The following is a 12,827-nucleotide window of genomic DNA, read 5'->3' on the forward strand; positions in this document are numbered from 1 at the left end:
GCGATGGATCTGGGATTTGCGGGATCACGAGCCGTTGTCACCGGCGGCAGCAAGGGCATGGGGCTGGCCATCGCGGAAACCTTGGCGGCCGAGGGAGCCAGCGTGGCGGTGATGGCCCGAAACCGGGAAGGACTCGACGCCGCAGTGGAAAGGCTTCAGGGCGCCGGCGCTCCCGACGCGGTGGGAATCAGCGTCGACATGGCCGATGCCGCCTCGATCACCGCCGGCTTCGCCGCTGTGGCCGAGCGCTGGGGTCAACTCAACAGCCTGGTGCACACCATTGGACCAGGCGACGGGTATTTCGAGCAGTTGGACGACGAGGGGTGGGACGCCGCGTTCACCCTTGGCACCATGTCGGGGGTGCGCTCGATTCGCGCGGCGTTGCCCTTGCTGCGTGCCGCTGACTGGGCTCGCATCGTGACGCTGTCGGCGCACTCGATTCAGCGCCAGAACCCGCGGATCGTCGCCTACACGGCATCGAAAGCGGCGCTCTCCAGCATCACCAAGAACTTGTCGAAAAGCCTTGCCGGGGAAGGCATCTTGGTAAATTGCGTGTGTCCCGGCACCATCGTCACGGCCAGCTTCACTGAACAGCTCAAAGACGTCCTCGCCGCCGACGGCCTCGATGCCACCGATCCGACCGACGTCATGACCTGGATCGACAAGTACTTCGATCAGCCATGCGACCTCGGCCGCGCCGGGCTTCCCGAAGAGATCGCGTCGATCACCGCCTACTTGGTGTCCCGACGCAACGGCTATGTCACCGGTGCCTCGGTGAACGTCGACGGCGGCTCGGACTTCATCTGAGGTCCGTCACAGGCGCCACTTGCGTACCGGGAAAGCGAGCCATGTTGCGGTCTGTGATGCGATATCGCCGGCGGTATCAGTGCGACCAGCGCGCCTTCGAGCGCCGGCAAAATCGGTGCGGATGCTCATACCCCGACGGATCAGCTGCGGGTGTGTACTGACGGCTTTGGGTGTGCACTGACGGCGTTCGGTGTGAGCGAAGGGCGCGAAATCTGCGCGGATTTGCGCCCTGGCTGCACAGGCAAAGCCGACGATTCACACCCAAAGTCAAGGATTCACAGCAAAACGCCCGCGGTGGCACAGGCTGACCTCGAACCACCGCCGCCGGGAACTCCGGGCACTTTGTGCGGGCCACCTCAGTAGATGCGGCCGGCCTCCTATCCGGCCTAGCCGGCAAACGGAAAGTGTGGCTGGCTTGGGTCGTTGCGTCGCTCCGGACGGAAAAGTACCGTCGGCGCCATGACGTCACACGGGGCAGAAGCAGGCCCTCAGCTATCACCGCCGATCGAAGCGGTGCAGTCGCACTACGACCGATCGAACGAATTCTTCAAGCTCTGGCTCGACCCGTCGATGACCTACAGCTGCGCCTACTTCGAGCGTCCGGACATGACGCTGGAAGAAGCTCAACGCGCCAAACGCGACCTGGCGCTGGGCAAGCTGGGCCTCAAGCCGGGTATGACGCTGCTCGACATCGGCTGCGGCTGGGGCTCGACCATGCGCCACGCGATCGAGAAGTACGACGTCAACGTCATCGGCCTGACCCTCAGCGAAAACCAGGTGGCCCATAACAAGCAGAAGTTCGCCGAGATGGACAGCCCGCGGCGCAAGGAAGTGCGGCTACAGGGTTGGGAACAGTTCGACGAGCCGGTGGACCGCATCGTGTCGATCGGGGCATTCGAGCACTTCGCCGACGGCGCGGGCGATGCCGGAATCGAGCGCTACGCAAGCTTTTTCAAGATGTGCTACAACGTCATGCCGGACGACGGACGGATGCTGCTGCACACGATCATCGTGCCCGATGCCAACGAGGCCAAGGAGTTGGGGCTGACGGCGCCGATGAGCCTGCTGCGCTTCATCAAGTTCATTCTGACCGAGATTTTCCCCGGCGGTCGGCTGCCCCAGATCCCGCAGGTTGACCACTACTCATCGCAGGCCGGTTTCAGGGTGGAGCGTCACCACCGGATCGGGTCGAACTACGTTTCCACGTTGAACGCCTGGGCGGCGGCGCTGGAAGCACACAAAGAGGAAGCCATCGCGTTGCAGGGCCAGGAGGTCTACGACATCTACCTGCACTACCTGAGGGGATGCTCGGACCTGTTCCGCGACCACTACACCGACGTTTGCCAGTTCACCCTGGTCAAATAGCCACTGCTACGGCGACGAGCTGGAGCGAACTCGCCGCCGCAGCAACGACAGCAGGCGTACGACGACGAACGCCACGGCTCCGACGACCAGCCCGACGACCCCGGACACCCCCGTCTCGACCAGCCAGGACAGCACACCACCGACCACTGCGACCGCATGCTGAACATGTTTCTCAAGGTGATGCAGCAGGTCGTACGGGGTGTGCCAGCCCAGGCGGTTGGCGCCCGTCAGCAGTATGTGGCCGCCGACCCACAGCATTGCCAGCGTTCCGACCACCGAAAGCGTTGCGAGAACCCTGGGCATCGCTGCCACTAGGGCCGCACCGACCTTCTGTCCGATGCGCGAGGTGGTCTGCGTCAGGCTCAGGCCGACGTCGTCCATCTTGACGACGACGGCGACGACGCCGTACACCGCCGCGGTGAGGACCAGGGCGACCACGACAAGGATGACGAGCCGCGGCACGAACGGCTGATCCGCCACCTCGTTCAGAGCGATGACCATGATCTCGGCGGACAGGATCAAGTCCGTCCGGATCGCCCCGGCCACCATGCCGTCTTCGTCGGCCGGCGCCGTCTCGCCGTTATGTCCGCGGATGCTGCCCCACACTTTTTCCGCGGCCTCATAACACAGATACGTGGCGCCGAGCATCAGGATCGGACTCAGCAGCATTGGCGCCAACTGACTGAGCAGCATGGCGACAGGCAGGATCACTACGAGCTTGTTGCGCAGGGACCCCTTCGCGATGCGCTTGATGATGGGCAATTCGCGTTCGGCCGCGATGCCGTGGATGTATTGCGGCGTCACCGCCGTGTCGTCGATGACGACTCCCGCGGTCTTGGCTGTAGCGCGACCGCTGGCGGCGGCCAGCCGCACGAGAAGCGCAACATCGTCCAGCAGTCCGAACAGCCCTGCACTCATCGCGTCCCCACCATCGCGTTGCAGGCTACCCGCTGCGGGTACGCCTTCTACTGCGGATGACTCGCCAAGTAGTCGGCGACGGGTATCCGCTGGCTCTGCGCATAACCGACGGGCAGGAGCACATCACCCGATGTGGTGAAGTAGTAGATATCCCACCGGTAGTAGCCCGCGAATGCGGCCGGATCACTGCCCAGCACCGCGGCGTAGTCGTCAATCGCGCCGACGTACTCGCCGGAGTGGTTGTAGGCGAAGATGGCGCGGTCGCGGTCGTTGGCGAAGCCGTTTGCGGCCAGGAAGCGACCGGCCGCCAGGATGCTGTCGTGCGGCGATGCGATGTCGCCGCCGTTGCCGTAGCTGGCGAACGTCGAGGGCAGGAATTGCATGGGACCCTGCGCGCCGGCGGTACTGGGGCCGATGATGCGGCCGAAGCCGGTTTCCACCAGGTTAATCGCCGCCAGGTAGTTCCAACCGACGCCGCTAGCCGCTTCCGCTTCGTGATAGAGGCCAAGCAATACGTCGGCGGGCGCCGGGGATTCGATGCGCCAGGCGGGCAGGGTGTTTTTGGCTTCTCCCCTGTTGAGCGCGGTGAGGTGGTGACGGGCCGAGACGTTGCGGTCGTAGGCTCCGACGAGCGAAGCGGGGATTTTCCCACGCGCGGTCGCCTCCCACTCGGGGTGCCGCCCGATGGCGCGGTAGGCCGCCTGCTGACGCAGCGCCGCCGACACCAGCGCACCCTCCGACGCCGAAGGGTCACGCAGCGTCTGTTCGTCGGCGGCCAGATCGGCGCCGAGCACCGCGGGGTCCGAAGCCAGCGCCGGCTCCGCCGGCAGCGTGGTCGCTATCGGAGACGGCGTGGCAGTGGACGTGGTGCGCACCGGTGAGCACGCGCCCACCCCCAACATGATCGTGACAACGAGAAGTGCTGTACTGCACCGCTTTACACCGAATCTATGTGCGGGAGCCGTGCGCATCTTTGCTCCTTGCGAACGAGGCCGGCTCAGGCCGGACGCTGAATAGCTCGACTATACGGGTGACTGTGCGCGCACCCGGACAACGGTGGGCGCATGATGTCCACCATGGCCGCCGTTTACCGAGCGCCGATGCGATCCCGCAGCGACGCCGTCGACAGCCGCGCGACCATCGAGCGCGCGCGCCGGCTCGGTCTTTGCGGATTCGGTCGCTTGGTGAGCGGGCCGGAAGAGCAGACCCGGCTGGACGGTCGGGTCGCGCGGTTCGCTGCGGTGGCGGACGGTTCGTTCGTGTGGACCCGCGACACCGACGGGCTGTTCTGGCTCGGCCGGATCTGCGGCGAGTACCGCTATGACAACGACCCGGCCGCCGCGGCCGTCGATCTGGTGCATGTGCGGCCGTGTGACTGGCTGTCCGAGCCGCTACTGGAGCCGCAAGTGCCCGACGCCGTGGTGGCCACCTTCGGCCGCGGTGGGCGGAACTTCCAGCAGACTCACCACTCGTCGGTAGGCCAAGAGACACAACGGATCTGGGACGCTTCAGCGCGACAGTGAGTTCACGCGGGTCGGCTGCCGATCTCCAAGCCCGCGAGCTCCGAGGTGCCGTCGAAGATGGTGCGGCCCCATTCCCGGACCCTGCACCGCAGGGTACCGGCCAAGTATTCGTAGTCGGTGTCAATGTTGCGGCGCTCGGCCGGCAGCGGTACCGGAAGCACGTGCGGTCCGGCGCCGACACCACGGCCGTCCAGCTCGACCCGATAGCGCCCGGTACGCGCGTCGATGTGCCACCGCTGCCCGTCGCAACTGGACGACACCAGCGCGGGCGGGGTGATCCGCAGCACCCGATCTTCCAGTCGCACAACGACTCCGGTGACATCTCGTTTCAGTGGGCCCAGCTCCAGCAGGCCGCCCGAGAAAGCCACGCACACGTCGTCCCCGCCGAAGTCGTGGGCCTGGCCCCACCACCAGCGCAGTGGGAAACCCGCCCCCCAGTTGCGTTCGCAGTACAGGGTGGCGTCGCTGAACGTCCAGGTCTCGTCGCCGACGGTCGCCGTCCCCGAAGCCTTGCCGCCCAGCCGGTAGGGATGCCAATACTGGTTCAGGAACGGTACCGACGAGAACACCCCGCCCCCGCCAAATGCTTTGGGCCACCGGCGTTCCTGCGTGAGCTTCAGATTGACCTCGCTGTCGCCGATGACCATCCTGAGCTGGTCGCGGTCGGCGTCGACGATGTCGGACCCCGCATGGGCCCTCACCGAGAAGCGGGTGCGGTCAGCGCTGACGCCGTCGATCGCAGCCGAACGCACCACTCCCCCCGGGTGCAGAGCAATCGCGGCCGTCGACCAGTCGCCGTCGGGGTGACGGTTCGCGCTGCATAGGGCCACCACCACTCGCCCGTCGACCGGGTCGGAAAGCCGCCAGAACCATCCCTCCATCTCAGTGCCGTGCGAGGGCAGCGGATCCCCGAACGGCACATCGGCACCGGTCCGCCGATAGATTGAGACAAGCCGCTGACCGGTGTGCGCGAGAGAACCAACGATGTCCACGGCCTTGTTGGTACCCCGCCGTCCCGCCTATGAATCCCCGCGCGTGTCGATCACACGTTGCGCAATTTCGGTCAGTGGGGTGTTGCCCTCCTGGGAAAGTTGCCGCAGCATATCGAACGCACGCATGTCATCGACGTTGAAGCGCTCCATGATGATGCCCTTGGCCTGACCGATGCGATCCCTGCTCGACAGGGCGGATTGAAGCTGCCGGCCGTGGCGGTGAGACATGATGGCGGCGGCGGCATGGGCGGCAAGCACCGTTCCGATCGTCTGGCGCTCGGTATCCCACTCCGCCGGCTGGAAGCCGAACAGATTCAGCGCACCCGCGGTGCGTTCGTGGGTATAGAGCCGGAAGGACAGTCCGCTGAGCACACCGAGCTTCAGGACGGCAGCCGAGTACGCCGGCCAGCGGGTTTCCTCACGGAAGTCGTCGGTGCGGACGATGACGTCGTGGAGTGCGGCGTCCACGCAGGGACCCTCCTGCAAGGTGTGCTGCAATTCGTCGAGTTCGTGCGGCAGTCCGTCTGTACCGGCATGCGACTCGAAGTCTCCGCCCTTCTTGATCAGCAGGATTCCCGCCGTGTCGACGCCCGGGATCAGCTCCACCGCGGCGGTGGTGACCTCTTGGAAGATGTCTTCAGCCCCGCGCGGGACGGCCATCGAACGGGCCAGCTCGGCCATGCGAACCGCCAACTCGTGGCTGGATTGCTGAGACATGCGCTTGAGTTTGCCCCGTCTGACGGCGGCTAAACCGTGCAGTCAAGCACGGCGGGTGCCGCGCCGTCATGCCGAGTGCGTCGAATGTGCCCGAACCGCGGGAGCGACCCATTCGCGCAGATAACGCCTCAGCTCGTCGCCGCTACGCTGCGGACGGCCGGGATCGACGATCAGCGACTGCAGGATCCTGAGCATGAACTCGACCAGCTCATCGAGCTTGCGTTCAGCGAAACCAGCTGTCGCCCAATCGATATCGAAACGCTGCAGGATTGACCGGCCGAAGCCGATGGCGACATCGGAGGTCACACCCGCGGTGAAGGCGCTGGCCTTGCCCGGTTGCATGACCAGGCTGAGGTATCGGTCGTGCGGCAGTCGCTCGAAGGTGTAGGCGATGCCCTCGACCACGGCGTCGGTCGGGTTGTTGATCCAGCCAAGCTCGGCAGCCAGGCGGTCGAGGAAACCGCTGACCGCTGACATCGCGGTCCCGGCCAGCAGGGCCTCCTGTGTCGGGAAGTACCGGTACACCGTCTGGCGGGTGACTCCGAGTGATTGGGAGACCGCCGAGACGCTCACGCCGCCAGATTCGTCGATCGCCGCCCGCGCAGCTGCGATGATGCGCCGTCTGGCTTCTTCGTCATCAATCGGGATATCGCCCGACCAGCCGTGCCTGCGCATTCGTCGATCGTCGCACCAGATGGTTGACAATACAAAGATAGGTCAATGTATGGTCAGGGCCAGCCCAGTCAAGGAGGCGCGATGGACTCCGCCCTCGAATCGCCGGCCGGCAGTCACGACGAAGAGCTGACCCGCCGTGCGTTGCAGCACGCGTTGAACGGGACCACTGACATGGCCGAGCGGGAACTTCGAGTCCCGCTGCACTATTACCGCGATCCCAAACTCACCGAGATCGAAGAGTCTCAGATCCTGCGCCGGGTGCCGCTGGCGATTGTCCCGTCGGCACAGTTGCCGCAGAAGAATGACTTCGTGGTCCGTTCGGTCCTCGGGGATTCGCTATTGGTGACCCGCGACCGCACCGGGGCGAGTCACGTCTTCCTGAACTACTGCCGGCATCGCGGCGCCATGCCGGCCTGCGGTTCGGGTAACGCATCGCGGTTCGTCTGCCCGTATCACGCTTGGACATACAAGAACACCGGTGAGCTGTTCATGGTGCCCGGCAGAAGCGGATTCGACTCGATGCGCACCGCCGACTACGGATTGGTCGAGCTGCCGTCGCAGGAAAGCCACGGGTTCATCTGGGCGGTTCTTAACGCGAGCGAAAGCATCGACGTCGCAGCGCATCTCGGCCTGCTCGGACCGGAGCTGGAATCGATGGGCTACGCCTCGTTCGGCTACCACGCCGAACGCGAGTTCGTCTCCGACGTGTCGTGGAAGAGCGCGCTGGAGGCCTTCGCCGAGGGATACCACTTCCCGTTCGTGCACGGCGAGAGCCTGATCGGACAGAACACGCTGGCCAACACGTCTATCTATGACGAGTTCGGCAAGCATCACCGGCTCGGCTTTCCGTTCAACTGGATTCTCAACCTCGAGAAGGACTCTGGCGCCGCCCGCGATCCACAGTCCAACATGGGGGTGATCTTCTGGGTCTTCCCGAATCTGATCTTGGCCAACAGTCCGGTGGGAGTCGAGGTCATTGACATCCTGCCGGCCGGGGATCCAACCCGGTGCGCGGTGCGGCACAGCTGGATGGGCCGAGTCCCCGCGACGACCGACGAGATGCGGGAAGCCTACGACGCCATTTACGAAGGTGTACACGCCGCCGTGCGAGACGAGGACTTCGCGATGCTGCCGCAGTGCGGGCAGGGGGTGCGGCACGGACAGCACGATCACATGATCATCGGCCGCAACGAGATTGGCGTGCAGCACATGATCAGGGTGTTCGCCGAGGAGCTCGGCATCGCGCTGCAGTAGGGTTTGGGGCCACTTCTGTCACTCCAATCACTGGAAAGAATGCATGTGTCTTTTTGTCTACCTCCGAGCGACAAATTAGTTGGGCCATTGCGAAATTGAGGCTTTAACCTGTCAGTCGCGGGCTGTGCGTCCCAGTCGGCGCGTCGCCGGTGACTTTCGGTGTGAACTCACGGCTTTCGTTGTGAACATACGGCTTTCGTTGTGAGCGTACGGTGGAATCGGCGGCGAATGTCCGCCCAAGCTTCACTCCCGATGCCAACGATTCACACTCGAAGCCAACGATTCACGCTCAGAGCTACAAACCGCCTAGCGCGCAACAGCCGAGAGACAAGCAGCAGCTAGGAATCACCCTCGAGCGCGAGAACAAGTTTGCCGGTGTTATCACCGCGAAACAGCGCCAACAACGCCTCGGGAAAGTCGCCGACATCGCCGTGGATGACTTGCTCTCGTGTACGCAATTCACCACTGCTCAGCCAATCCGCAAGCTGCACAACGGCCTCGGCATACCGAGCGGCGTAGTCGAACACCACGAAGCCCGTCATCGATGCCCGCGCCACCAGCAGCTGCATATAGTTGCTCAGGCCGCGCAGCTCGCCGGTGGCGTTGTACTGCGAGATGGCTCCGCACAACACCACGCGCGCGCCCCGAGCCAGCCGCGACAGCCCCGCCTCCAGCACCTCTCCCCCGACATTGTCGAAGAACACGTCAATGCCGTTGGGCGCCTGCGTCTTCAGCTGCCGACGCAGACCACCTGCTTTGTAGTCGATTGCCGCGTCGAAACCCAGCTCTTCCACCAGCCATCGGCACTTGTCCTCACCGCCGGCGATGCCGACCGCCCGGCACCCGTTGATCCGCGCAATCTGTCCGGCGATGCTGCCCACCGACCCGGCCGCGCCGGAGACGACGACGGTCTGGCCAGGCTGCGGACGACCGACATCGAGCAAGCCGAAATAGGCTGTCAGCCCGCTGATCCCGAGCGCGCCGAGCTGCACCGGAGCCGGCGCCAGGGTGGTGTCCACCGGCGTCACGCCGTCACCGATGGAAATCGCGTAACGCTGCACCCCGAAGAAGCCGTACACCTGGTCGCCCACCGCGAACTCCGGGTGGCGCGAGTCGATGACGCGCCCGATGCCACCCGCGCGCATCACCTCGCCGATTTCCACCGGCGGCACGTAGGACCGGCCCGCGTTCATCCATGTCCGCATTGCCGGATCGACCGACAGGTACTCGACCCGCACCAGAAATTCGCCGTCGGCCGGACTCCCGGCCGGCTCGTCGGAAATCTCCCAATCCGACGGCTTGGGCAGGCCGACCGGACGGGCAGCCAGCCGGCACACAGTATTGACGGGCAATTCACACCTCCATCGCAGAGCTGAGCGCGGTCAGCGTTTCCCGTGCTCCCGGGTCCTCAGCGGTGGACGGCACCACCGCGACGCAATCGGCGCCGGCTTGGTAGTACGCATTCAGCCGGGCCGCAATTCGATCGACAGAGCCCAGTGCGCTCACTTCGTCGAGCAGTTCGACCGGGATGGCCGCGGCCAGTTCGCGGCGGGTCGCGCCGGAGCGCGCTTGTGAGACGAGGCCGTCGAAACCGAGCGCGCTGAACATTTCGCCGTACCCGGGCGGACCCAGATACACGGCCAGCTGAGCCGCCAGCTGGGCGTGCGCGGCAGCACCGGGCTCCAGCGCGACCGGCACCCACACCGTCAGGCGAGGTGCTGCCCCGCGGGTCGCCGCAGCGTCAACCGCGGCACGCACCTCAGCGACGCGGGCCGGCGAGGCAAGGTTGAGGACCACTTCGTCGGCGTGCTGCGCTGCCAGCCGAATCATCCCCGGCCCGAAGGCGCCCAAAGCAATTCGGGTGCCAGCGCACGCATGACGCAACCGGAAACCACGGCTGCTCACGTAGCGGCCGGCGTAGTCGACGCGGTCACCGGTCAATATCGAGCGCAGGCTTTCGATGGTTTCGCGCATGACGGGCACGTGGTGCGCCCACGGACGGTCATGCCAGCCGGCCACGATCGCGGGACTCGAGGCGCCCAGGGCGATGTCGACCGGGCTGCCGGTGAGGGAGGCGACGGAACTCACTCCGAGCGCCAGCGTCACCGGGCCGCGAACGCCGACGGCCAGCGGCCCGATCTTCAGCGGCATCCCGGGCGCGCGCAGGCCGATCGCGGTCGCCAGCGCGAAAGCGTCAAAAGTGGCCATCTCGCCGACCCACACCGCGGCGCACCCGGTTTCCGATGCTGCCAGCGCAACGTCCATTGCCTCGTCGTCGGGTCGGTCGAGCCAAAACGGCAGGGCCACTTCGATATTCGTCACAGCATTGACACGTCGGCGGCCTGGTCAAGCAGGACGCGGCCGGGCAGTTCACGAGACGCCTCGTTGACCTGGAAGTGCGCGGTGGCGGTGAACGCGTCGCGGAACCGGCGCTGCAAAGGTGCGCCGTCGTAGATGGCGCTGCCGCCAGCCAGGTCATACATGTCGCGCACCACGTCAGCCGAGGTCCGTACCGCGTGTGTGGCGGCCAGCCGTAGCCGGTTGCGCAACGCCACCGGCATTTCGTCGGTGGCCTGGCTGGCCCGCCAGGCCGCGTCGATGGACTCGTAATACAGTGCGCGAGCGGCACTTAGCGATGCCTCGGCAGCAGCAACCGCCGCTTGGGTCGCCGGGCGCTCGGCCAACGTGCGGCTCGACCCCAGGCCCTTCTTCCCGCCGGCCAACTCCACGAGGTCGTCGATCGCGGCGCGTGCGTTGCCCAACGCCGCCGCGCCGATCGACAGCGCGAAGAACCCGAACACCGGAAACCGGTACAGCGGCCGGTCCAGGATCGGTCCGTCGAACACCGAGAACACCCGATCGGCGGGCACGAAGACTTCGTCGGCGACGCTGTCGTGGCTGCCGGTACCGCGCAGACCCAAGGTGTGCCACGTGTCGAGGACGCGCAGGTCGCCTTTGGGCATCGCGACGACGGACGGCACCCGCCGATCGTCGACGAAGCAGCCGGCGAACAACATGTCGGCGTGGTTGATGCCGCTGCAGAATGGCCAACGCCCGGACACCACAACGCCGCCGTCGACCGATCTCGCCGTACCGCGCGGCGACCATACGCCCGCCGCGACACCCTGGCCGCCGCCGAACATCTCGTCGCGGCTGGATGCCGGCAGGTACGCGACCAGCAACGCGCTGGTGATCGCAATCGACACACACCAACCCGCCGACGCGTCGCCTCGCGCCAGCGTTTCGGCGCACCTCAGTGTCACTCCGGGCACCAGCTCCGGCGCCGCTACCTCGCGCGGCATGGTGGCGCGCAGTAACCCGGCCTCGTTCAAGCGGGCCACCAGCTCGTCCGGAAGTCGGCGTTCGCGGTCGATCTCCGCCGACATCTCATGGGCCGACAGCGCGATCTTCTCGGCGACGCTCTCAATATCGGTGGCGCTGTGACTCATCGCGTGCTCCTGATCTCGGCGGTTCAATTACGTTACCATCTATGGTTCAGTTATTGAACCGGGTACAGTTGTTGACCTATGACGGCTGCTGATCTGTCCCACCGCTTCGAAGGCGAGTCGGTCGGCCGGGCCCTCGAGTTGGTCGGGGAACGCTGGACCCTGCTCATCCTGCGCGAGGCGTTCTTCGGCGTGCAACGCTTCGGGCAACTCGCCCGCAACCTCAACATCCCCCGTCCCACCCTCTCGTCGCGGCTGCGCATGCTCGTGGACGTCGGTTTGCTTGACCGGGTGCCTTATTCGCGGGATCCAGAGCGTCACGAGTACCGGCTCACCGAGGCCGGCCACGACCTTTTCGCGGCGATCGTCGTCCTCATGCGGTGGGGAGACGAGCACCTGCCGCTCCCCGACGGGCCGCCGATCGTGCTGCGCCATCAGAGCTGCGGTGAAGTCGCCGATCCGCGCCTGATCTGCGCGCACTGCGGCGAGGAGATCACCGCGCGCAATGTGACACCGGAAGCCGGACCGGGCTACTGACGCGGTTCAGCCGCGGGGCTATGCGGTTCGCTGCTCAATCTTCGGTTTCGACGACCAGCACCTCGGCTTTGGCGCGACGAGAAACAGCCCTCGAAACCGAACCCAGGATCCGTCCGGCGATCGAGTTGGCGCCGACATTTCCGACCACAAGCAAATCAGCCTTAGCGTCCTCGACCAACTGCACCAGCGCGTCCACCGGAGCGCCTTCTACGGCACGCTCCTCGACGTCGGTGGCACCGGCGTCACGCGCCCTGCATGCGGCTTCGCGAAGCATTTCGTAGACGGGCGCGTTGCCTTCGGTCCGATATTCCTCTTTGCCGGGCTGATCAGGATCAGGTCCGGCAGGATCGTGATCGGTATCGAGAAACGCTGAGGCGACAATGAGCTTTGCCCCCGAGTCCCCAGCGATCGCCGCAGCGCGGTCAACCGCGCGAAACGACGTCTCCGATCCGTCGGTACCGACCACCACAACCTTGTATTTGCTCATTGAATCCTCCCGAAATTTCGACGATTGACTAGCCGCAAGCAGGCCAAACCAAACCAGCCCGCTCCTATCACCTGATCGGAGGTCTAACCCTCATCGCATTAAGGGT

The 12,827-nt window shown here is 65.5% G+C and carries 14 protein-coding genes; 5 read left to right on the forward strand and 9 right to left on the reverse strand.

Features of this window, described 5'->3' with window-relative positions; all coding sequences use genetic code 11:
- Positions 1 to 3 precede the first annotated feature (3 nt).
- Entirely contained in the window at positions 4 to 807 is an 804-nt protein-coding gene (locus A9W99_RS16475) for an SDR family NAD(P)-dependent oxidoreductase (protein WP_067380083.1), read from the forward strand.
- Between the two features lie 459 nt (positions 808 to 1,266).
- A complete protein-coding gene (gene cmaA2 / locus A9W99_RS16480; protein ID WP_067380086.1) occupies positions 1,267 to 2,172 on the forward strand; it encodes a cyclopropane mycolic acid synthase CmaA2 in 906 nt (301 codons plus the stop codon).
- Positions 2,173 to 2,178: 6 nt separating this feature from the next.
- On the opposite strand, the gene A9W99_RS16485 is transcribed toward cmaA2, so the two are convergent.
- Positions 2,179 to 3,090 (reverse strand): DUF808 domain-containing protein, encoded by a 912-nt coding sequence (locus A9W99_RS16485; RefSeq protein ID WP_067380090.1) that lies wholly within the window; start codon positions 3,088 to 3,090, stop codon positions 2,179 to 2,181.
- A gap of 47 nt (positions 3,091 to 3,137) precedes the next feature.
- Positions 3,138 to 3,992: a lytic transglycosylase domain-containing protein gene (locus A9W99_RS16490; protein WP_067380093.1), complete on the reverse strand. Its 855-nt coding sequence runs from the start codon at positions 3,990 to 3,992 to the stop codon at positions 3,138 to 3,140.
- Positions 3,993 to 4,166: 174 nt separating this feature from the next.
- On the opposite strand from A9W99_RS16490, the gene A9W99_RS16495 reads away from it, so the two are divergent.
- Positions 4,167 to 4,613, forward strand: a complete 447-nt coding sequence (locus A9W99_RS16495) for a GAF domain-containing protein (protein WP_082930062.1) — start codon at positions 4,167 to 4,169, stop codon at positions 4,611 to 4,613.
- Between the two features lie 2 nt (positions 4,614 to 4,615).
- On the opposite strand, the gene A9W99_RS16500 is transcribed toward A9W99_RS16495, so the two are convergent.
- From A9W99_RS16500 to A9W99_RS16510, 3 genes are all read right to left on the reverse strand, one after another.
- Entirely contained in the window at positions 4,616 to 5,605 is a 990-nt protein-coding gene (locus tag A9W99_RS16500) for a tocopherol cyclase family protein (protein WP_067380096.1), read from the reverse strand.
- A gap of 27 nt (positions 5,606 to 5,632) precedes the next feature.
- Complete coding sequence (locus A9W99_RS16505; protein WP_067380099.1) at positions 5,633 to 6,322, reverse strand: GAF and ANTAR domain-containing protein; 690 nt, start codon at positions 6,320 to 6,322, stop codon at positions 5,633 to 5,635.
- 66 nt (positions 6,323 to 6,388) lie between these two features.
- On the reverse strand, positions 6,389 to 6,997 hold the full coding sequence (locus A9W99_RS16510; RefSeq protein ID WP_067380102.1) for a TetR/AcrR family transcriptional regulator: 609 nt from the start codon (positions 6,995 to 6,997) through the stop codon (positions 6,389 to 6,391).
- An 81-nt stretch (positions 6,998 to 7,078) separates the two neighbouring features.
- Between A9W99_RS16510 and A9W99_RS16515 the strand changes: the two genes are divergently transcribed.
- On the forward strand, positions 7,079 to 8,251 hold the full coding sequence (locus A9W99_RS16515; RefSeq protein ID WP_067380105.1) for an aromatic ring-hydroxylating dioxygenase subunit alpha: 1,173 nt from the start codon (positions 7,079 to 7,081) through the stop codon (positions 8,249 to 8,251).
- A gap of 338 nt (positions 8,252 to 8,589) precedes the next feature.
- Here the strand turns inward: A9W99_RS16515 and A9W99_RS16520 are convergent, their stop codons facing one another.
- Genes A9W99_RS16520 through A9W99_RS16530 form a run of 3 tightly spaced genes read right to left on the reverse strand, consistent with a single transcriptional unit; the run spans position 8,590 to position 11,700 of the window.
- Entirely contained in the window at positions 8,590 to 9,603 is a 1,014-nt protein-coding gene (locus A9W99_RS16520) for an NADP-dependent oxidoreductase (RefSeq protein WP_067380108.1), read from the reverse strand.
- Between the two features lies 1 nt (position 9,604).
- Positions 9,605 to 10,573, reverse strand: coding sequence for an LLM class F420-dependent oxidoreductase (locus A9W99_RS16525; protein WP_067380110.1), 969 nt, complete (start codon positions 10,571 to 10,573; stop codon positions 9,605 to 9,607).
- A complete protein-coding gene (locus A9W99_RS16530) occupies positions 10,570 to 11,700 on the reverse strand; it encodes an acyl-CoA dehydrogenase family protein (protein ID WP_067380113.1) in 1,131 nt (376 codons plus the stop codon). The genes A9W99_RS16525 and A9W99_RS16530 overlap by 4 nt, the downstream gene beginning before the upstream one ends.
- Before the next feature lie 78 nt (positions 11,701 to 11,778).
- Between A9W99_RS16530 and A9W99_RS16535 the strand changes: the two genes are divergently transcribed.
- Positions 11,779 to 12,234 carry a helix-turn-helix domain-containing protein gene (locus tag A9W99_RS16535; protein ID WP_067380115.1) on the forward strand — a complete coding sequence of 152 codons (456 nt, stop codon included), beginning with the start codon at positions 11,779 to 11,781 and terminating at the stop codon, positions 12,232 to 12,234.
- Between the two features lie 34 nt (positions 12,235 to 12,268).
- On the opposite strand, the gene A9W99_RS16540 is transcribed toward A9W99_RS16535, so the two are convergent.
- Complete coding sequence (locus A9W99_RS16540; RefSeq protein WP_067380118.1) at positions 12,269 to 12,721, reverse strand: universal stress protein; 453 nt, start codon at positions 12,719 to 12,721, stop codon at positions 12,269 to 12,271.
- Positions 12,722 to 12,827: the final 106 nt, after the last annotated feature.

Source organism: Mycobacterium sp. 1164966.3 (assembly GCF_001665395.1).
GTDB lineage: Bacteria > Actinomycetota > Actinomycetes > Mycobacteriales > Mycobacteriaceae > Mycobacterium.